This window comes from Cellulosilyticum sp. I15G10I2, from assembly GCF_900095725.1.
Classification (GTDB): domain Bacteria; phylum Bacillota; class Clostridia; order Lachnospirales; family Cellulosilyticaceae; genus FMMP01.
The window spans coordinates 342,643-363,366 of record NZ_FMMP01000028.1 but is presented as its reverse complement, the minus strand read 5'-3'; the positions used below and the strand labels follow the sequence as shown (position 1 = coordinate 363,366).

Here is a 20,724-nt window from a genome sequence, read left to right as displayed (position 1 = left end):
TGCAAAACTCGCATCCGCGTTGATCTGTATTCAATAAGTGCATTCCGTCTTGGAATGAAAAAGAGTGGTACCGCGAAAGCCCCCTTTCGTCTCTTTGGTTTTAAAGAGATGATAGGGGGCTTTTTACATTTAGTCTAAAAATTGAAAGGGAGTGACTGTATGAACTGCGTAAATAGCAGCAGAAAGATTTATGTTTTAGACACTACATTAAGAGATGGAGAACAAGTACCAGGGGCTAAATTAAATCTAGAAGAAAAAATGGAGGTAGCCAAACAACTCATCAGACTCCAAGTAGACATGATGGAGGTAGGTTTCCCGTCCTCTTCACAAGGCGATTTTGAAGCTGTTCGAGCGATTAGCCAAATAGTAGGCAAAGACATAACCGTAACAGCCTTAGGAAGAGCCGTAAAGTCAGATATAGATGCTATATATGAAAGCTTAAAGAAGGCAGAGTCACCAATGATTCACATTGTGCTTGGATCTTCAGGGGTGCATATGCAGAAGAAATTTAATAAAAGTCCACAGGAAGTTTTGAGCATGGGAGTAGAAGCGGTTAAATATGCAAAAAGATTAATGCCAAATGTCCAGTATTCCCTAGAGGATGCAAGCCGTTCGAGCTTTGACTATATGTGGCAGACAATAGATGCGGTTGTTAAGGCTGGAGCAACTGTTATTAATATACCAGATACTGTAGGGTTTGCCGTCCCAGAAGAATTCGGAAGTCTTATTTACCGTATTAATGAGCGCTTAAAGAACTTAAATCCTAATGTGCTTTTAAGTGTGCACTGTCATAATGATACAGGGCTTGCGACGGCTAACACCTTAGCAGCGATCAGAAATGGGGCAGATAAAGTAGAATGTACCATCAATGGCATAGGCGAAAGAGCAGGCAATACTTCCTTAGAAGAAGTTGTGATGGGCATTAGGTTACATCCTGACTATTACAAGGGGTATACGACGATTAAAACAAAAGAGATTTATAAGACTTCCCGTATAGTAAGTGCTATTATGGGGATTGATGTGCAGGTTAATAAGGCCATTACAGGAGATAACGCCTTTGCCCATTCCTCTGGAATCCATCAAGATGGACTTTTAAAGTCAAAAGAAGTTTATGAAATCATAGAACCGCAAGATATAGGGGCACCACCAATGGAAATCGTTCTTACAGCCAGATCAGGCAGGCATGCTTTCATGCATACGATAGAAAAACTAGGCTGTAAAATAGGGGAGGAACATAAAGAAAAAGTTTATGCAGACTTTTTAAAGATGGCAGATCAAAAGAAAGAAATCTATGACTATGATATAGAGATGCTTCTAAGAAGCTATCCAGAAACAGTTGTGCAAAGAGAAAGAAAGATAGATTTATGGGAATTAGTAGATTTTGAAGTCATCTACAATACCAAAATTCCAACAGCAACAGTCAAAATAAAAAAAGCAGATAGCATCAGGGAAACCTCACAAAGCGGCAATGGTGCTATTGATGCACTTTATTCGGCAATTCTTAAGGCGGCAGGGATGCCAGTTGCCTTACTGGAATATCGTATTCACAATATATCAAGAGGCAAAGAAGGCCTTGGTAAGGTAAGTATTCAAATACTTCATAAAGGTGTTCTTTATGAGGGCAAGGCGATAGAAAAAGATATTATAAGAGCTAGCGGCATTGCACTTATTAATGCGATGAATAAAGTTATGCAGGATTGTGCTATGCAGAACAATAAGTAAAAAACTTTAAAAAATATTGAATTATTGTAAAAATATGGTATAATTACCTTAAAAGTGTGCAAATGATGAGGTGAGGATATGCTACGTGAAGGAGATTATCTGACAGTAAAGGACGTATCAGATATGTTAGATACAGAAGCCTATGTACTCCGTTTTTACGAAAAAGAGTTAAATCTTAACATTAAAAGAAATGCCAAAGGTCATAGGGTATATACGATGGAAGATGTAGAGTTATTTAAGCAAATTCAGGATATGCGTGAACAAGGACTTCAGCTAAAAGCCATTGAAGGGATTGTACATGACTCTAATCAAGAAGCGAAAGAAACTTATGAGCAATTAAGCAGTATTCAGATGGCCACTATAACACCTATTAAAAAAAATGATATATCAACATTAGATATAACAGATGAGGATCAAGATAAGGTTAAACAATTTTCAGTGATGATGAAAGAAATGTTTAAGCAAGCGTTAGTCGAGTATAATGATCACTCAAAAGAAGAGATGAAACAAGAAATTCAAGAAGAAGTTAATAGTGCCGTTGATAAAAAACTGACACAGCTTGAAGAAAAGCAAAACGAAAAAAATGAAGAATACTATAGAAAACTGGATGAAACCATGAGAGAAGTTCAGAAAATCAGAAGAGAAATTGCACAGGGAAATTTTGAAAATGCAAAAAACAAGTCATCCTTCTGGAGTCGTATTTTTAAAGAAAAAGACAGAGCAACAGATATATGATAAAACCAGCAGCCTATTATTTTGAGTCAAAATAGGTTGCTGGTTTTAGTATACAGGAAGATTATATTTTCTAAAGATTTCTTGTGCCGCTGTTACTTCGGATAAATCAGGTTCTATAGTATCAGCAAGTTCATATTTATAGCCAAGCTGTTCCCACTTATACTCACCCATTTTATGAAAAGGTAACACATCAATACGCTCTACATTTTTCAAAGAAGCCAGAAACTGGGCTAAGTGATCGATATCTTCTGCATCATCGGTAAGACCAGGAACTAATACATAGCGAATCCAGACTGGTATTTTACGCTCATTAAGATGGTTTGCAAAATGAAGAGTAGGATCAAGAGGAACACCTGTTAAATCCTTAAATACATCAGGATTATAAGATTTAATATCGAGAAGTACAAGGTCGGTATAATCTAATATAGGATCAGCAGTTGAGAGACTGACGTAGCCCGAAGTATCAATTGCTGTATGAATATTATTTGCTTTACATTTTTGCAGTAAATCTTTTACAAACTCAGGTTGAAGTAAAGGTTCACCGCCACTGATCGTTACGCCGCCGCCAGAAAATTGCATATAAGATTTATATTTTACAATATCTTTTATGAGATCATCGGTATCAGCTTCTTTACCATTTTGCAGGGCCCAAGTATCTGGGTTATGACAATATTTACATCTTAGAGGACACCCTTGGGTAAACAATATGTAGCGAATACCAGGGCCATCTACGGTTCCACAAGTCTCTACTGAATGTATTTTACCTTTCATAGTATCCCTCCTACATAAGTTTAATTAAAAGAAGATAAAGGCTTTATATAAATCCTTGGGATTTTTATAAAGCCTTAAAAATCCTCTTTATTATAATTTAATTTATAAATGAAAGCAAATTAAAAAGTATTTAAATGATTTATTACACATGATGATGGAAAGTTCTGTTAATAACATCCAACTGTTGTTCTCTTGTTAAGCGGATAAAATTAACGGCGTAACCAGATACACGAATCGTAAGCTGTGGATATTTTTCAGGGTGATCCATTGCATCAAGTAATGTTTCACGATCAAAAACATTGATATTAATGTGGTGGCCGCCTTGGGAGAAATAGCCGTCTATAATACCGGATAAGTTGGCAATGCGTTCCTCCTCAGCTTTACCAAGCGCACCAGGTATAATTGAGAAGGTATAAGAAATACCATCTTCTGCATGTTGATAAGGTAATTTAGCGACAGAAGCCAAAGAAGCAACCGCACCTTTTAAATCACGGCCATGCATTGGATTAGCACCAGGAGCAAAAGGTTCGCCGGCTTTACGTCCATCTGGTGTATTGCCTGTTTTTTTACCGTATACAACGTTAGAAGTAATTGTAAGAATAGACAGTGTTGGATAAGAATCTCTATAAGTTTTATGTTTTCTCACTTTACTCATAAATGTTTCTACAACCTTAATAGCCAGTTCATCTACTTCATCTATGTTGTTACCAAACGCTGGATATTCTCCTTCGATCTCATAATCTTTAACAAGGCCATCTTCGTTTCTTATCGTTTTAACTTTTGCGTATTTGATAGCAGAAAGGGAATCAGCTACAACTGATAGACCTGCAATACCTGTTGCAAAGGTACGAAGAATGTCTCGGTCGTGAAGCGCAAGCTCTAATTTTTCATAAGCATATTTATCATGCATATAGTGTATAACGTTTAGGGTATTCACATAAAGCTCTGCAAGCCATTCCATAATCTGTTCAAATTTTTCCCAAACATCATCAAACTCGAGGTATTCTGTAGTGACAGGGGCAAATTTAGGAGCGATTTGCTCACCAGCTTTTTCATCACGGCCGCCATTGATTGCATAAAGTAAAGCTTTAGCAAGGTTTGCACGGGCACCGAAGAACTGCATTTGCTTACCGATTCTCATTGCAGATACACAGCAGGCAATACCATAATCATCTCCCCAATAAGGTCTCATTAAATCATCATTTTCATATTGAATAGAGCTTGTTTTAATAGACATTTTTGAGCAATAGTCTTTGAATTTTTTTGGAAGGCGAACAGACCAAAGTACTGTTAAGTTTGGTTCTGGAGCTGGTCCAAGGGTAGTAAGGGTATGAAGCATACGGAAGCTGTTTTTAGTAACGAGTGTACGACCATCTACGCCCATACCCCCAATAACTTCTGTTACCCAGGTTGGATCTCCTGAGAAGAGTTCGTTATAAGATGGTGTACGAAGGAAACGCACCATACGAAGTTTCATAACGAAGTGATCCATAAGTTCCTGAGCTTCAGATTCAGTAAGTAATCCTGCTTTTAAATCTCTTTCAATATAAATATCAAGGAAAGTAGAGACACGGCCTATTGACATTGCAGCGCCATCTTGTTCTTTAATAGCACCAAGATATGCAAAATAAGTCCATTGAATAGCTTCCCTTGCTGTTTGAGCTGGTATAGAAATATCAAAGCCGTAAGAAAGAGCCATTTTCTTAAGTTCTTTTAAGGCACTGATTTGATCTGTGATTTCTTCACGAAGTCTGATCACTTCTTCAGTCATACTATTGACTTCAAGAGACAGCTTTTGCTGATCTTTATCTTCTATTAATCTATCTACACCGTATAAAGCCACACGACGATAGTCACCAATAATACGTCCACGTCCGTAAGCATCTGGAAGACCAGTGATAATACCAGAGTGTCTTGCTTTACGCATTGCAGTTGTATAAGCTGCGAATACCCCGTCATTATGTGTTTTACGATGTTCGGTATAAGTTTTCCAAGTGGTTGCATCAAGTTCATAACCATAAGATTCTAATGCATTTTTTACAGTACGAATACCGCCGCTTGGCATAATATTTCTTTTTAAAGGCGCATCTGACTGAAAACCTACAATCTGCTCATTTTCTTTATCGAGGTAACCTGGTCCATGAGAAGAAATAGTAGAAGGTACTTGAGTTTCAACGTCTAAAATACCTTTTTCAATCTCATCTTTCATAAGAACGAGTACATCTTCCCAAAGCTTTGATGTTCTTTCGGTAGCATTTGCGAGGAAAGCATCATCGCCCTCATAAGGGGTATAATTTTTTTGGATAAACTCTCGTACATCAACATTTTTGGTCCAATCGCCAAGTTCAAATCCATTCCATTCTTTAAACATATATATCATCTCCTTAACTTCAATAAATAAGATGCTAACACTTATAATATAACAGTAAAACGCTAGTAAATAAAGGAATAACATTTATTAGTATATACATATTATATAATGTATACTGTATACACGTCAACAATATACTGATAAAATATGACATTTTATAAAAAATTATTATATAGGAACATTATTTACCGATATATATAATGAAATACCTTTTTAAACAATGAAAAATTTAGTTATAGTGTAAGTGTGTAAAAGCCCTAGTTTAAAAGGATTTGTTGATTTTAGCAGAGCGTTTCTAGAATAATAAAAATTGATTATATTTTAAAATCAATATTCATTTAATAAAAATTATTGTATAATATAAGTATAAATATTGATTTTTTTGCTAACATGGTGCATAGTATATTATTATTAATTAGTGATATTATCCTCTTTACATCTGTGGCTTATCTACATTATACTTAGTCTATATCAAACTTTGGTTTATGTGCATTACGAATAATCTGTATTTATGTGAAAGGATGTGATTTGAATGAAGATAGAAAAACTCAGCGATACACAAATACAAGTCACTTTAAATCACTCAGATCTTATAGATAGAAATATTAAAATTAGTGAGCTTGCCTATGGCTCTAAGAAGGCACAAGCACTTTTTAAAGACATGATGGCAAGAGCTTATGAGGATTTTGGATTTGAGACAGAAAATGTCCCTCTTATGATAGAAGCAGTTCCTTTATCAACAGATAGTATTATGATAGTGGTCACTAAGGTAGAAGACCCCTCTCAGATCGAAGAAAAGTTAGATGCTATAGGAGAAAGACCTACACATCGTACTTTTAAAGACCCAGAAGAGGATCGACTAACTGATTTGGCACTTATGGGTAAAGGTAGTGAGGAGCATAAAGAAAACGATAGTAAAGTGAAAGTTAGATCTTTAACTTATTTATTTGGTGAATTTGATACTGTAAGCATGGCAGCACATCGCATAACGCCTATGTTTATTGGAGATAGTTCTCTTTATAAATATAACGAAAGGTATTTTCTTATTTTAAATAAAAATAGTAAGGCTAATGTTAAAACAGATACATTAGTAGGCATATTAGATGAGTTTGGTAGTAGGTGTCCTTCCACAGATCTTAATGAAATGTTTTTAAAAGAACACGGTAAATTGCTTATTCCTTTACATGCAGTTGATGTTCTTGCGAAGTACTTGTAAGATGGGTTGCCTAGGAGATGCAATAAAAATATGATAATCCTGTATTTGAGAACAAAGAGGCTCAGATGCAGGATTTTTTTTGCTGCCTGTACTTGAAGTGATATTTATACTTTTATGTATCTAAAGGGGGCGTGAGGCAGACAGGGGCTCTTACATCTCTCCCGCCTACCCACAGCCAAACCCGAGTCGAGCTGTAAGAGCCCCTGCCTGCCTCACTAGTCTTTATAAACTATGTATTTATTAAAGAATTATAAAAAGCACTATGTTATAAAATTTAATGCTATATGTATTATTGATACTTTCATACTTGGCCTTGAGCTATAAAAATATCTTCCAAATGGCTTAGCCCATTATAAGGAGGCATAACATAATTTCGTGAATTATTTCTAATGAACTGCAAAATAATCTTTTATTAATAATAATTAAGGCAGGCAATAGAAAGAATAATGGACAGGGGTTCAGTGCAGTTTACCTCCATGGTTATAAACCACGAATTTCGAATAATTTGTTAGAAGACGTGGGTTATTTAAGTTTTAAAGAAAATAAATTTTAGGATTAAAGATAGTGAACCCTACCATAAATAAGGGAGATTTGACCTTCAAGCCTGGATAATACTGTGGTGTAGATGATTAATTCAGGTGTTGTGGTGCGGTACCGTATCATAAGTAAAAAAATTGCATAAATTAGTTCTCTAGTATGTTGAGTGGTTTCGCAAGTAATTTCAGCATTCTCCAGCTGCTCAGTTGCGCGTTTCTAAAAATCTAACTGGTTTTTTCAAATGAACGCCGCAAACTCACTTCGTTCAAACAGTGCGAGCTAAATACCATTTGAAAAAACCAGTAAGATTTTCTTAACGAAACACTCCACAGGCAGCTTCCGAATACTGAAATTACTTGCTAATCATTGATAATTAGAAGTTTCATAAGTAAGTAAAGCTTTGAAATCTAATGAAGCGGGATTATACTGTATATTAAGGATTAATATATTTGGGGGAGAGACAAATGGCAAAAATAGATTCAATATATCATTATTGCACCATAGATACATTTTTAGCTATAATTCAAAATAAAACTATAAGGCTATCAGACCTAAATAAAACAAACGATTATATGGAAAAGAAGTGGGCGAACAAGCTTATTGCATATGCTTTAAAAGAGCAGTTAGAAGAATATGAAATTGATATGGATTTGGAAGAGGATTATTGGTACGATGAACAAGCTAATAATCATCTACGGTATTATAAAAAAGAGATTGAAAGAGTTTTGTATGATGAAAGCCCCATATTGATTTCTTGCTTTTCAGAGGAAAAAGATAAACTAAGTCAATGGAGAGCCTATGGGCAGGATGGAGAAGGTGTGGCTATAGGATTCAACTATAAACTACTTACTCAACTAAAAGATGGGGAGTATAATATATTTATAGAAAAAGTAATTTATAGAGAAAATGATCAGAAAAAAAGATTGGCAGGTCTGATAGATGCAACTATTTATTATGTCGATAGACTCTATAGAAAGATGTCTGCTAAGTTTTTTGATAATTTTAATGATTTCTTTAAGGATGAATTTGATACTTTTTGTGAAGTGCTAGCTGAAGATATTTGGCGAGTAGGATGTATTATTAAAAATCCAGCTTTTAGTGAAGAAAAAGAAGTGAGAATAATATATAATCCTCAATTACCTAATCGTGAAGTTGTGGGAGACATATCATTAAAAGAAGCAAAAGATTATTTTGAACAGGTAAAGGAAGTTGAAAAGTTTAAAATAAGGCCTCTGGCAATTAATTATAGAAACAATCAGTTAGTTACTTCTTGTGATATTGATTTTAGCGCATTAATAAATGAGAAAATAATAAATGAAATATTTCTTGGCCCAAAATCTACGCTTAAAGAAGATGACTTATATTATTTTTTATTATCAAAAGGATATGAGGCTAATGATATAAAAATAAGTAGATCTGAAGCTACATATAGATAATTTTTAAAGTGAGTGGGGTTTACAAGACAATCATTTGCTCCAAATCGTAGGATAAAGGACAGCTATCTAACAAGAAAAAATGGAGAAGCTCATCAAAAACTACGAAGGGAACTATGTTCTCACTGGTCTCATCTAATGCCCTGTCAGCGGAGCCACAATGGTAGGGACACGAACAACTAGCAGGCTTAACGATGGCATAAAAAAACTCTTACGGGACTACTGGTGTGGGGATGCTAGAAGCAAGGATGCATCAGCGTGTGGGTTCAATAGCATTAGAGCTGACCATGCAAAAGAGTATGTTTTTCAAAGGATAAAAGAAGTAGTTAATCATCCAAAGGTTTTAAAAGAGCTGGTCGAATTGCTTAAGAAAAAATAATCAGCGATTTTATTATTAAAAAGGAGAATAGTAATATGAGTATTATGGAATCAGAATTACCTAAAGAGATAAAAGAAGCATGGGATAGACATGAATTAGTAGTTTTTATTGGGGCTGGAATATCAAGATTAGCAGGTTGTAAAGGTTGGGATGAACTAGCAAATAATCTTATAAAGGGAATATTTAATTTTAAGCAGAGGGAACAGATTTTATCAACTATAAGAGGAAATAAAGAATTAATTACAATTGCATATAAAGAGTATTGTAAACAGCATAGGGAAGAGGAATTTTATTCATGTTTAAAAAATAGTTTTGCATCAACAGATGAAGGGAATAAAATATATAATTTAATAAAAAAGTTTAATTGCTTATTTCTTACAACCAATGCAGATGGCTTACTTGAAAGTGTATTGCCTAAAAATAATTGGTCTAGAGATTGCAATATATCAAGACTTCAAGATTGCAAAAGAGGTGGTTTTGTATTTTATTTGCATGGAAGGTACAGAGATGGAATAGAAGAAGATAAGGAATCATTAGTTTTCACTGTGGATCAGTATTTAAATAAATATAGTGACCAAGTATTTTTAGAATTTATTGAGGGGATATTTGCTACTAAAACAGTTCTTTTTTTAGGTTATGGATTGAACGAGTTTGAATTACTTGATCACTTGTTTACAAAAATAGGGAAAGGAGACAATAGAAAGCGATATTTTATCTTAGAAGGATTTTGCACAGATTATGAAGCTTTACGTGACGCAAAGAGAAGTTATTATGAGTCATTAGGTATAGAATTATTAGAATATATTCAGGATAATAAGGGGTATGATGAGCAATATGATATTCTTGAAAAATGGATTAAAGACTTAACGAAATCAACTTTCTATAATCCTGAAAATATAATTGAATTAGATGAGATTATGAAGACATACTCAGAAGAAAGTACTGAATTAGTAGAGTATTATTTAGCATTAGATAATGAGAATAAGATTACATATAATGAATTTATGAGAAACATTTCTAAGAGTGAGCAATATGAACAGTGGCTAGAGTTTGCACAAACTAAAGGGTTATTTAAGTGTGAGTATTCTCCAACTGTAATCAGAAAAGACAGCAGTATAAGAGGAGAGTATTGGGAAGCTTTACAAATGATGCTTAGATTACTTGATAAGGATACTGATAAATCAAAATTAAGTATAACAATTAGTGGAATTATAGAAGAGATAATCCCCGGAATTTTAGCTAATGAAGATTTGAAGCAGAATTGGCATATATATCATGATGTTGCAATGATTACTTTTAAATTAAGTATAGATACTATTCCTGAGGTAATATTGGAGTACTTAGGACTTGCTAGAGAGGCTGGTATGTATTCTTTGGGGTATTGTCTTGATGAAAACAACTATTCAATAAATACGTGGGACATTATTAGCTTTGAAAAAATAGTAAGTATCTTGTTAGATAGTTATAAATGTGAAAAACAGTGGAATAAAAAAGGTATTTTAAATGATAGTCTATATAGGGGATTAATAGCAAATCTCTTGCCTAAAATAAGTGATCATAAGAAAAATACTATGCTACAAATAGCATTTAGTTATTTTAGTAGAGAACTGGAAGTAATGATTAATAGAATTTCAATGAAAGATGATATAGATACTTCATTAAAATTATATAGGGGAAAGTATATGGGCAATTTAATATTACTTATACGCGAAATATGTCGAAATAGTAATATTGAATACAGAGTAAGCAAGCTAAATGAATGGATACAGAGCAGTAATGAATGTATACTTAAGTTAACAATATATTTATGTACTAAATTAAATGTTGATTATAGAATCATCTTAAATAATAGTCAATTGCTTAAGAAAGATTACATATATCCCGATTTTTATATTTATCTTGAAAAGAGTAGCAATCAGTTTAAGGAAGAAGATGTTATAATTATATTGAATATGATTGACAATGCGGATTTTGGAGAAAATAAAATAAAGGAGGAACCATACACATTAAAACGTATTAAAAGCAGGAAAGCTGCATTATATAAAATATTATCAAGTGTTAATGAGCAAGCAAATCAGAAATATCAAGAACTAAAAGAGGAAGATATATGGAAATTAGAACCTCCTTATCAAAGATTAAAAGAAAATACGTTTGAATATGCTAAGCCAAAGGAGTTTATTGACTTAAAAGAATTAGAAAAAAGAGATAGACAAGAGCAATTGAATTATATAAACGATATTTATGAAAAAGAGGCAAATAGTTATTGGAATAGACAGTACTTGGCAGAGCAATTAATAAAAATAATTAGTTGTGAAAGAAGTTTTAAACAAGAGATATTTATAGACTTATCAGTAGGGCTAATAAATGATATTTATCAAAGATTAAGAATATGGGATGATAAAAAAATCATAATTAATCAAGACATATATAGTAGTAAGGGACATTTAATACTATCAAACTTAAAAGATAAAGAGATTAATGATTTGAATAGTGAATGTATAAAAAATATATTACTATATATAAAGACAATAGCAAAGAATACATCGCAAAAGAAACAGATAGTAGAGAAATGCTGGATGTTTTTATATGAAGCTAAATTAGCTGAAGATAATAATTATAATGATAGTGACATTGAAATTGCAATCTTGAATACATATCAAGGAAGTGTTGTATTATGTTTAATCGAGAACTTGGTTGATATGTATAGTACTAAGAATGACAGAGTATATGTCAATCAATATATACAGAATATTAGTGATATATTAAGCAATAGAGAAAATATTTGGTTAAGATATGGTTTAGCTATGAATGTCCAAAATTTATACTATATGAATAAAGAATGGACAAAGAATAACTTAGAGGTGATTTTTTGTCATGAAGGAAAGATAGACATGACAGCTATTCGACTGGCAATAGGTCATACGCATTATATTTATCAAGATTTAACAAATTTAATGGTTGACAAGCAGGTATGGCTACATTTTAGAGATAGTAATTGGAATAAAGAGAATGAACAAGATTTGAGATATATACATGAAATAATTAGGTACATGGTCACAGCACATTTATTTAAACAATGTGAATTTAAGGTTATTAAGTCAATGATAGATATAATGAAGGAGAATGAGTACATAGCATTATTTGAAGCATTAAATCAAAAAGTAAATAGTAAGGATATGATTAACTACGATGATATATATTATAAGTTATATACTGAAGTACTAGATAAGAAAAATATACTAGATAGGGATACTATTTTTCAAATAATTAATACTACAGCGGTTATAGATGGCTTTTCAGAAAGAACATGGCAAGTGGTTTATAACAGTATTAGTATGTTACAAGGTCAAGATGCATATTGGTATGAATTTCAAAGTTTGCTAGAACGATTAATAAATAAAAATATACCATGGTTCACTAAGATACTTTTACAGATATTCGAGGTTATTAATGATACTGCTTCATATGAGTATATAGAAAGTATAATGGAAAGGCTATTATCAGAAGGTATGGTAAACGAGGCAAAAGATATCTGTAGGATACTTATATCGCAAGGCAAAGTAATTAATCAAATGAAAGAGTGGGGAAAAAAACTAGGAGATGATATAACAAAAAAACCTCTACTTAGTTAGGTGAGGAGAGCCGTACCATAAATGACGGCGGTTTTTGAAATAAGATTATAAATATTGTATAATCCTTCATAAATTCTAATGATATTTAGAATTATATAAATTGGTACTTGACCTTGTCACAGTGTCAAACTATATACTTTATTTATAATCATGATTATAGATAATAGGTGGTGTTATAATGTTCAAAATAGGGATGTTCTCTCAACTGGTACGTGTATCGCCTCGAATGCTGAGGCATTATGAAAAGAGTGGATTATTTTACCCTGCTGAAATAGACAAAATTAACGGATATAGACTTTATAGTGCATCTCAGATTCCACTGATTTTAAGAATTGTTGCTTTACGTGATATCGGATTTTCTATTCAAGAAATTGGAGATATTTTAGATAATTTTGAGGAGCAAGATAATACTCAAAAGATTTTTCAGGAAAAATCCAAAGCCCTACAAGAGAGTATTGCTAATGAAATGAAAAAGATGGACTTGATAAATAAAATGTATGAGAGGATAGAGAAAGGCAATTACACAACAACCTGTGAAGAGGTTATATTAAAGAAAATACCTTGTATAAAAGTATTATCATTAAGAGAAACAATCTCTGATTATAGTTATCAAGAGGCACTTTGGGAAAAAATGTACGCCTATATTGAAGATAATAATTTGTATACTATCATAGAGAAGGATGTTATTGCTATTTATCATGAGACAGAATATAAAGAACAAGATATTGATATTGAAATAGCTATTCCTGTAAAAGAGAGGAGAAATAGCACAGGTAATTTTATCTTTAAAGAGTTAGAGCCTATAGCGCTTGCAGCCACAGTAATCTGTGACGGATACTATGATAAGACGCTTCCCGAAGGGGAAGCCATGCTGGCTCAATGGATTGAAGATAATGGATATGAGATTATAGGAAGTGAACGAGCATATGGATTACGTCATCCGGGAAATGAACAAGACCCTGATAAGTATCAAACTGAAATTCAGTTTCCAATAGCTAAAAAACAATAAAAAAGGAGAGATGAAATTATGAGTGATACAATGAATAATGAAACATACCAAATGCCAGTACCAAGTGTAGAGCTTAAGGAACTAAACAGATTAGTGGGTACATGGAAAGTGTCGGGGTCGGATATTAGAGGACAAGTTACCTACTCATGGATGGAAGGCGGTTTTTTTCTGACTCAACATGTAGATCTTGAACAATATGGACAAAAAATAAAAGGTATAGAAATAATTGGACAAGATAGAGAATTTGGAGCAGAAAGTCCAAGTGAAGATATTAAATCAAGGTATTATGACAACTTGGGAAATACATTTAATTATACCTATGAGATACAGGAGGATACCCTTATTATTTGGGGTGGAGAAAAAGGATCCCCTGCTTATTACAAAGGTCAATTTAACGAAGAGGGAAATAGTAACAGTGGTGCTTGGGTATACCCTGGTGGCGGAGGATATGAATCCACAATGACAAGAATAAAATAATAGATATGATAAAATATTTATATGCACTGTAGGGGGATAAAATTTGTGCCTTTACAGTGCTTTTGAGTTGTTAAATGAAAAAATCGAACCCCTCAAGTGAATTTTCTTTCATTTGTTGTTAGGTGTAGGGATCTAGAATTTATTTTAACCATTTACAGATAAGTACATCTAAGAATCACTGATACAACGATACGGTGAACTGTATCATAAATGAGTTCGTTTTTTTGAGTAATAAGGAGGAGTATAATGATTAAATGGTTTTGTAATATAAAAGAATGTGATTTCAATTTTCATTTATAAAATGTAATAACGTAACTTCTAGAAAGTGTGATAAGATGTAATATAGCATTTATAGAGAAACAACTTAAAAACTTAATCTATGCAGCTGCACAAAGTTGTTTCTCAGAATGATTTCACATCATGAATCGCCACGGATAAGTTAAAACTAAATATGTGAAATCTATATGTAAAAGGAGAAGATAAATGTTATTTCTAGATTTCAACTTAAATCCATCTATTATAAAAGCTATAGAGGATCAAAAATATGAAAAACCAACGCCAATACAAGAAAAAGCTATTCCATCAATATTAAGTGGAAAAGATTTGCTTGGATGTGCCCAGACAGGAACTGGTAAAACGGCTGCATTTGCAATGCCGATATTGCATATGCTTTCAAAAGATAGTATTAATCAGAGAGAATGTAATCAAATTAGAGCTTTGGTTTTAGCACCTACTAGGGAATTAGCTATTCAAATTGGTGAAAGCTTTGAAACTTATGGGCAACATCTCAATATTCAGATTGGTGTTATTTATGGGGGAGTAACTCCAAAACGCCATATCAAGGTATTGAAAAGAGAACCCAATATTTTAGTTGCAACACCTGGACGACTTCTTGACCTCAGTGAACAAGTATATGTTGATTTAAGTAGTATTGAAATATTTGTACTTGATGAAGCAGATAGGATGCTTGATCTCGGAATGATAAAAGATGTTAAAACGATCATATCAAAATTACCAAAAGTGAGACAAAATATGTTGTTTTCAGCAACAATGCCCAAGGAGATTTCTAAACTTATTCATTCGATTTTAAGAAATCCAGTTAAAATAGAAGTTAAAAGCAATCTTACAGATGAAAGAGATATTAAACAACAAGTATATTTCATTGATGAACCAGACAAAACATCGTTATTATTACATTTGCTAAAGGATAAATCATTTGAATCAGTATTGGTTTTTGTAAGAACTAAAATAAAAGCAGATAAAGTAAGTAAAGCTATTAATATAGCAAATATAAGGACTAAAGCTATTCATGGTGATAAAAATCAATCTGAAAGACTAAAGGCTTTGGAGCTTTTTAAAAATAAAGAAATAAGGGTTTTAGTTGCCACAGATGTAGCAGCAAGAGGTATTGATATAGAAAAATTGTCACATGTAGTGAACATGGATATTCCAAATATTCCCGAAACTTATATTCATAGAATTGGACGCACAGGAAGAGCTGGGATGGGTGGTACTGCAGTTTCATTCTGCAGCAGTCAAGAAACAGCATTTTTAAAAGATATTGAAGAACTTCAAGGCGGCTCAATAGAGGTTATGGAAATATAAATTGGAAAAGGATATCAATGTGTATCATGAGTATATTGAAATAGTAGCAAGGCTCAAGGAGCTAAAGGTGCTACCTCTCGCCTATGGTTCCCTGCGCCACACAATTCAAGCATAATTTAAAAGAAGTAGCATACTAGGGCATCGGGTGCTACTCGACTTTTGTTAGAATGTGTAAGATGATAGATGTGCTTTTTTGTATAAGATAAGGTTTATACCCGAGAGGCTTGTTTTATAGAAATTAATCTAAGGCTGATGAGATGGTTGAGTATTTAGCGATCTGTCTATCGATATACTGATCTTCGAGTTTTTCCAGCTCTTCAAAATCCCAATGGTGGGAATACATAGTTATAAACTTAGAATCAGGCTTAGGGGCAGAGGGGGTTGATGATGATTGGTTTTGATGGCGGTTATTGGTGTAGCAGCCTTCTAAGAGGGCAATGAACTTGTCCTCTTGAATCAGCCAATCAAAACTAGCTCTAAAGGTGCCTAGACGACCGCTTAGAAAGTCGCTGTTTTGGGCGAGTAAAAAGGCTTGTTTAAAGTTATCCAGAGTTTGTCCCAGGTCGTGCCATAGCTTTTTGAGCAGGGTTTTTCTTTTGGCAGTAAGGAGTGTAAGACGAGGATAAGATGGGCAGTATTGGTTAAAAAGGGTTTTAATCGTTTCGTAAGGCACACACACTTTTGGAGTATGTGTGTCTTTTACTGATGTTAATAATTTGTTGTAATCTACTGATAATGGAGATGGAGTTTTTGGATTTGCGGGGATTATGTTTTGTGGTGTGCGTAGAACCTCTTCTGTGTTTTCGGTGCTTTTCTCTTCAGAATATGAGATTTTGTTTGAGTCATCATGAAATAGTTCACTTAATTTAGTGTCATTTCGAATATAGTATGTAAGTCCTTTGATGCGGTCGTAGTAGGAAGCATAGTATTTGCCGCTAAAGAGATCTTTGCTTTCTTTAAAGGCTTTTTTAGATGTATAAACCTTGCCAATTTTTGAAAAAGCAGTACGGAATTCTTGTTTGCTAAAGCCTAGCTCTTCTACCCAGCTATCTCCTTTTTTGTAGAGTTCGTGTTCACAAATATCTAGAAATTTATAAAATTTATCTCCTGTCATTTTTGTAAACCAATATTCGAGTTGTAATAAAAGAATAGTTGCATTGATACTGCCTGTTATTTGATTAAGTTCTGGACAATATTTAAGATATTTCATAGACATGGTAATCGTTCTCCCCTTTAAACTTTCTGGATATTTATCTTCTCAATATGATATATGTCTTGAAAAGGAAGATTCCCTAAATAATATCTTCTATATTGGAATGCCGGCAAATATAGGCAATTGAGTAGATAACTATAAAATTTGTAGTTTAAAAAATAGAGAGTAGTATTACCAGGGGTCACCTCTATGGTTATAACCCACGAATTTCTGATAATTCATTAGAGTTCGTGGGTTATTTAAGTTTAAGGGGAAATAAGTTATAGAATGCATTTTAGCGTCCGATTAGTCCGTATAAAATAAGGTGAAAGAGTTCAAGTCCCTTTTCTTTGAAATTGCTAGCTGTGGTCCAAGATAGCTGCATTTTTGTGATGGCATTTATATATTCCATTATTGTCTGTGTAGAAATAGAGGGGTCAATTGCCCCTTCATCTTTGCCTGATTCTACAAATTTCATTAGAATATCTGTTCGAATTTTATTTACATTTTCAGTACACAAGTTTACGAGTACTTTATCATCTAATGCTTCTGGAGAAAAATATTCACCTAATAGCTGCTCGTGAGTATTAGAACAGATAGTGACTGCCTTAAGAAGTTTTTCTTTAAAGCTTATTTTTTCTTCTAAAACGTCTAGTGTCATTTGAATGCTCTTTTTCATCAAAATATTTATAGATTCTGCAATTAAACCCTCTTTATTATTAAAATAGTTATAGATAGAAACCGTAGAAATACCTGATAAGGAAGCTATTTCATTGATGCTTACATTGGTATATCCTTTTTCTTTGAATAGGGCCAAGGCTGCATGGATGATAGCATCTTTCTTTTTTTGAGTTCTTATTTCGTATTTATTCATGTGTATTACCTCTATGATATATTTGTAAATTTTAATAAGCTTATTATAGCATAAAGAGATTAGTTTTTAAATATTGAGCTGTTAATTAAAAAACTTATTGACAAAATAAGTGGTGAGCTATAGAATGTTTTTAAATATGAAGCTATAAATTTAAAAACTTTCTAGGAGGAATACATAATGAAAATATTAATGGTTGGACGTGGGGTAATTGCTACGCAGTATGCATGGGCACTCAAAAAAGCGGGGAATGAGGTAGAGTTTTATGTCAGACCAGGAAGGGCAGCACAATATGGTCCACTGGTTGATTTAAACATAATAGATGGTAGAAAGAAGCGTACTTTAGTAAAAGAAAAATGGTCCATTACGATGAGAGAAGAACTAGCACCCGATCATGATTATGACTTAATTGTAGTTAGTGTGAATCATTATCAGCTAGATGGTGTTCTTGATTTTTTAGTATCACGTGTTAACAAAGCCACCGTATTGATGTTTAATAATCTTTGGATTGATCCACAAAAAGTAGTTTCACTGCTTCCAAAAGATCAGGTGGTATGGGGATTCCCAGGAGCAGGAGGGGGTTACTCCTCGGCAGGTACTTTAAATGGTGGTTTTATGAAAATGATTTATATGGGTTTTGTGGGGGATACAAGTGTTACCAAACGGTATCAAAATGTTCGTATTCTATTTGAAAAAGCAGGATTTTCAATAGCTCAAAGAAAAGATTTTCATAGTTGGCTGTTAGTTCATTTTGTAATCAATGCTGGTATTGCAGCTCAAGCATTGAAAATAGGGGGATACGATAAAGTTTTTGACTCTACGGTAAATCTTAAAGAAACAATTATTCTAGTACGTGAAATGCTTCCGTTAATTAGGGCGAAAGGGGGCAAAATAAGCCTTGGTACCTATTTGGCCATGTATTTACCATCAGGAATAATTGGACTTATTCTTAAAAAGGCTATGGCTAAAGGTAGTATAGCAAGGGATATTATGAGTGGAATGTTTGAGAGCGATCAGTTTAATCTTGATACAGCTGGCTTTTTTCCGAAGGATGTACTTGCTGATGCAAGAATGCTTGGTATTTCACTTCCACGGCTGACGGCTCTACAATCTGTATTTTAGAGTTAAAAACTTGTTGAGATGTAAATAAGGCAGTCAGGATTACTTAATGCTATAAAGATAATTAGGTTGTATTAGTTCCTTTATTATGTTAAAGTTACTATGTAAATTGTAATTTTTATAGGAATATAATACCGATATAGTTTTCTAGGGTTCCGCAGTTTTGACTGGCAGGTCCGAGAGAAAACGCACAGTAAAGCGTGTACACGGAAGGATAAAAGCCTAGGAGATATTTAAATAATATTTCTTATGGCTTTTTTTACTTATTTAGAATCAAGCTTGGGCTAATTTCCTAGAAGTGTTTAGGTTAATACATAAAAAATAAACAAAGAAAAGAGGGAGAATAAATGAGGAATGAGAGGATTTATGGTGTAATATATGCAGTTGTAGCATACACATTATGGGGGATTCTGCCTATCTATTGGAAGCTGATAGACAGTGTGTTTTCTATAGAGATTTTATCACACAGAATTTTGTGGGCTTTTGTATTTACAATGGTTATTATAGCTACGACCAGAGAGTGGAAAGCATTAAAGCTTATCATGAAGGATAAGAAGCAAATGTTTTATATATTTATTGCATCAATTCTAATTGCCTTTAACTGGGGCTTGTATATATGGGCTGTCAATTCGGATAAGATTGTAGATGCAAGCTTAGGATATTATATCAATCCACTGTTTGCAGTGGTTTTGGGAATGTTAGTATTCAAGGAAAAGTTAAATTACTGGCAAGCAGGAGCACTTTTGCTTGCTTCTGTGGGTGTCATTATTAAAACCTTACAATATGGTAAAATACCATGGGTTTCCTTGGGGCTTGCTGTTTCATTTGGATTATATGGTATGATGAAGAAGTTTATTAGAGCTAACTCTATAGTTGGACTTACGATTGAAACGACTATGCTTGTTCCAGTTGCTGCACTATATATTACAGCAAGACAGATGAGTGGGGGAGGTGCTTTTGGCAGAGAGCATATAGGTGTCATACTTCTCCTTATAGGATCGGGTGTAGTTACAGCTGTACCACTATTGTTATTTTCAAGTGGCGCAAAAAGGCTTCCTTTGTCAGTGCTTGGATTTACCCAATATATTGCACCTACAATAAGTCTCTTTATTGGGATTTTTGTGTTTCATGAAGTGTTTACTGCGGTGGATATGATTAGCTTTGGTTTAATATGGATAGCCTTAATGATCTATTCTTGTTCTCAAATGGGGTTATTTAAAAGGGAAGTGGAGGTAATAGGATGAGTGAATGTATTTGTAGCAGTTGTAAGAATCTTAAGAGCATTATCGATGCAAGTGATAGCGATAAAAACGGTATCGCTGAAGAATATGAATGTGAATATGGGGCTCCATCTGAGAATTGTTTGGAGTGTGAAGAGGATACGTGTGAATTAACGTGTGAGAATTATAGGAGTGATTGTGAAGAAGAGGAATTTACTATTTCAAAATGTGTAAAGTGTGGTCAAGAATTGAAGATTGTATCTGGCAATAATGAAGATGGAGAAGTATATTGCGTCACTTGTTTTTTGAATAAATAATAAAGATCCTCGAATCTAGAGATAATCTGGCTTCGAGGATTTTGTAATTTAAGTACAACTGTACATTGCAATGGTCTTGATTAGGCGGGGACATACGATTACTAGATATAATTTTTGT

Annotated in this window: 16 protein-coding genes, 1 riboswitch and 1 other annotated feature (1 of these 18 only partly in view); of the genes, 12 read left to right on the top strand and 4 right to left on the bottom strand. The window is 33.4% G+C overall.

Annotation, left to right across the window (positions count from 1 at the left end; translation table 11 throughout):
- Positions 1 to 97: a binding site (T-box leader), on the top strand (it extends 256 nt beyond the left edge of the window).
- 62 nt (positions 98 to 159) lie between these two features.
- Positions 160 to 1,722 carry a 2-isopropylmalate synthase gene (locus tag BN3326_RS20700; RefSeq protein WP_070001137.1) on the top strand — a complete coding sequence of 521 codons (1,563 nt, stop codon included), beginning with the start codon at positions 160 to 162 and terminating at the stop codon, positions 1,720 to 1,722.
- A gap of 78 nt (positions 1,723 to 1,800) precedes the next feature.
- On the top strand, positions 1,801 to 2,457 hold the full coding sequence (locus BN3326_RS20695; protein WP_070001136.1) for a helix-turn-helix domain-containing protein: 657 nt from the start codon (positions 1,801 to 1,803) through the stop codon (positions 2,455 to 2,457).
- A 45-nt stretch (positions 2,458 to 2,502) separates the two neighbouring features.
- Here the strand turns inward: BN3326_RS20695 and pflA are convergent, their stop codons facing one another.
- Positions 2,503 to 3,228: a pyruvate formate-lyase-activating protein gene (gene pflA / locus BN3326_RS20690; RefSeq protein ID WP_070001135.1), complete on the bottom strand. Its 726-nt coding sequence runs from the start codon at positions 3,226 to 3,228 to the stop codon at positions 2,503 to 2,505.
- A gap of 142 nt (positions 3,229 to 3,370) precedes the next feature.
- Positions 3,371 to 5,599, bottom strand: a complete 2,229-nt coding sequence (gene pflB, locus BN3326_RS20685) for a formate C-acetyltransferase (RefSeq protein ID WP_070001134.1) — start codon at positions 5,597 to 5,599, stop codon at positions 3,371 to 3,373.
- Between the two features lie 532 nt (positions 5,600 to 6,131).
- On the opposite strand from pflB, the gene BN3326_RS20680 reads away from it, so the two are divergent.
- From BN3326_RS20680 to BN3326_RS20650, 7 genes are all read left to right on the top strand, one after another.
- Positions 6,132 to 6,815, top strand: a complete 684-nt coding sequence (locus BN3326_RS20680; protein ID WP_070001133.1) for an adaptor protein MecA — start codon at positions 6,132 to 6,134, stop codon at positions 6,813 to 6,815.
- 1,001 nt (positions 6,816 to 7,816) lie between these two features.
- Positions 7,817 to 8,788: a DUF2971 domain-containing protein gene (locus BN3326_RS20675; protein ID WP_070001132.1), complete on the top strand. Its 972-nt coding sequence runs from the start codon at positions 7,817 to 7,819 to the stop codon at positions 8,786 to 8,788.
- A 157-nt stretch (positions 8,789 to 8,945) separates the two neighbouring features.
- Positions 8,946 to 9,164 carry a hypothetical protein gene (locus tag BN3326_RS20670; RefSeq protein WP_070001131.1) on the top strand — a complete coding sequence of 73 codons (219 nt, stop codon included), beginning with the start codon at positions 8,946 to 8,948 and terminating at the stop codon, positions 9,162 to 9,164.
- A 35-nt stretch (positions 9,165 to 9,199) separates the two neighbouring features.
- Positions 9,200 to 12,796, top strand: coding sequence for an SIR2 family protein (locus tag BN3326_RS20665; protein WP_070001130.1), 3,597 nt, complete (start codon positions 9,200 to 9,202; stop codon positions 12,794 to 12,796).
- Between the two features lie 178 nt (positions 12,797 to 12,974).
- Positions 12,975 to 13,805, top strand: coding sequence for a MerR family transcriptional regulator (locus BN3326_RS20660; RefSeq protein WP_070001129.1), 831 nt, complete (start codon positions 12,975 to 12,977; stop codon positions 13,803 to 13,805).
- Positions 13,806 to 13,823: 18 nt separating this feature from the next.
- Entirely contained in the window at positions 13,824 to 14,282 is a 459-nt protein-coding gene (locus BN3326_RS20655; RefSeq protein WP_070001128.1) for a hypothetical protein, read from the top strand.
- 483 nt (positions 14,283 to 14,765) lie between these two features.
- Entirely contained in the window at positions 14,766 to 15,887 is a 1,122-nt protein-coding gene (locus tag BN3326_RS20650; protein WP_070001127.1) for a DEAD/DEAH box helicase, read from the top strand.
- Positions 15,888 to 16,125: 238 nt separating this feature from the next.
- Here BN3326_RS20650 and BN3326_RS20645 read toward each other — a convergent pair whose 3' ends face one another.
- Positions 16,126 to 17,103 (bottom strand): hypothetical protein, encoded by a 978-nt coding sequence (locus BN3326_RS20645; RefSeq protein WP_070001126.1) that lies wholly within the window; start codon positions 17,101 to 17,103, stop codon positions 16,126 to 16,128.
- 271 nt (positions 17,104 to 17,374) lie between these two features.
- Positions 17,375 to 17,953: a TetR/AcrR family transcriptional regulator gene (locus BN3326_RS20640; protein ID WP_070001125.1), complete on the bottom strand. Its 579-nt coding sequence runs from the start codon at positions 17,951 to 17,953 to the stop codon at positions 17,375 to 17,377.
- A gap of 177 nt (positions 17,954 to 18,130) precedes the next feature.
- On the opposite strand from BN3326_RS20640, the gene BN3326_RS20635 reads away from it, so the two are divergent.
- The 3 genes from BN3326_RS20635 to BN3326_RS20625 all read left to right on the top strand — a co-directional run bounded on the left by BN3326_RS20635 (position 18,131) and on the right by BN3326_RS20625 (position 20,606).
- Positions 18,131 to 19,072: a ketopantoate reductase family protein gene (locus tag BN3326_RS20635; protein WP_070001124.1), complete on the top strand. Its 942-nt coding sequence runs from the start codon at positions 18,131 to 18,133 to the stop codon at positions 19,070 to 19,072.
- A 133-nt stretch (positions 19,073 to 19,205) separates the two neighbouring features.
- Positions 19,206 to 19,300: riboswitch (guanidine-I (ykkC/yxkD leader) on the top strand.
- Positions 19,301 to 19,416: 116 nt separating this feature from the next.
- Positions 19,417 to 20,313, top strand: a complete 897-nt coding sequence (gene rarD / locus BN3326_RS20630; protein ID WP_070001123.1) for an EamA family transporter RarD — start codon at positions 19,417 to 19,419, stop codon at positions 20,311 to 20,313.
- Entirely contained in the window at positions 20,310 to 20,606 is a 297-nt protein-coding gene (locus BN3326_RS20625; protein WP_070001122.1) for a hypothetical protein, read from the top strand. Before rarD ends, BN3326_RS20625 begins: the two co-directional genes overlap by 4 nt.
- Positions 20,607 to 20,724 lie beyond the last annotated feature (118 nt).

Coding starts and splice junctions, on each gene's coding strand:
- BN3326_RS20640 (WP_070001125.1), bottom strand. CDS start 17,953: ATGAATAAATACGAAATAAGAACTCAAAAAAAGAAAGATGCTATCATC.
- BN3326_RS20665 (WP_070001130.1), top strand. CDS start 9,200: ATGAGTATTATGGAATCAGAATTACCTAAAGAGATAAAAGAAGCATGG.
- rarD (WP_070001123.1), top strand. CDS start 19,417: ATGAGGAATGAGAGGATTTATGGTGTAATATATGCAGTTGTAGCATAC.
- BN3326_RS20655 (WP_070001128.1), top strand. CDS start 13,824: ATGAGTGATACAATGAATAATGAAACATACCAAATGCCAGTACCAAGT.
- BN3326_RS20670 (WP_070001131.1), top strand. CDS start 8,946: ATGGTAGGGACACGAACAACTAGCAGGCTTAACGATGGCATAAAAAAA.
- pflB (WP_070001134.1), bottom strand. CDS start 5,599: ATGTTTAAAGAATGGAATGGATTTGAACTTGGCGATTGGACCAAAAAT.
- pflA (WP_070001135.1), bottom strand. CDS start 3,228: ATGAAAGGTAAAATACATTCAGTAGAGACTTGTGGAACCGTAGATGGC.
- BN3326_RS20680 (WP_070001133.1), top strand. CDS start 6,132: ATGAAGATAGAAAAACTCAGCGATACACAAATACAAGTCACTTTAAAT.
- BN3326_RS20625 (WP_070001122.1), top strand. CDS start 20,310: ATGAGTGAATGTATTTGTAGCAGTTGTAAGAATCTTAAGAGCATTATC.
- BN3326_RS20700 (WP_070001137.1), top strand. CDS start 160: ATGAACTGCGTAAATAGCAGCAGAAAGATTTATGTTTTAGACACTACA.
- BN3326_RS20650 (WP_070001127.1), top strand. CDS start 14,766: ATGTTATTTCTAGATTTCAACTTAAATCCATCTATTATAAAAGCTATA.
- BN3326_RS20635 (WP_070001124.1), top strand. CDS start 18,131: ATGAAAATATTAATGGTTGGACGTGGGGTAATTGCTACGCAGTATGCA.
- BN3326_RS20675 (WP_070001132.1), top strand. CDS start 7,817: ATGGCAAAAATAGATTCAATATATCATTATTGCACCATAGATACATTT.
- BN3326_RS20645 (WP_070001126.1), bottom strand. CDS start 17,103: ATGTCTATGAAATATCTTAAATATTGTCCAGAACTTAATCAAATAACA.
- BN3326_RS20660 (WP_070001129.1), top strand. CDS start 12,975: ATGTTCAAAATAGGGATGTTCTCTCAACTGGTACGTGTATCGCCTCGA.
- BN3326_RS20695 (WP_070001136.1), top strand. CDS start 1,801: ATGCTACGTGAAGGAGATTATCTGACAGTAAAGGACGTATCAGATATG.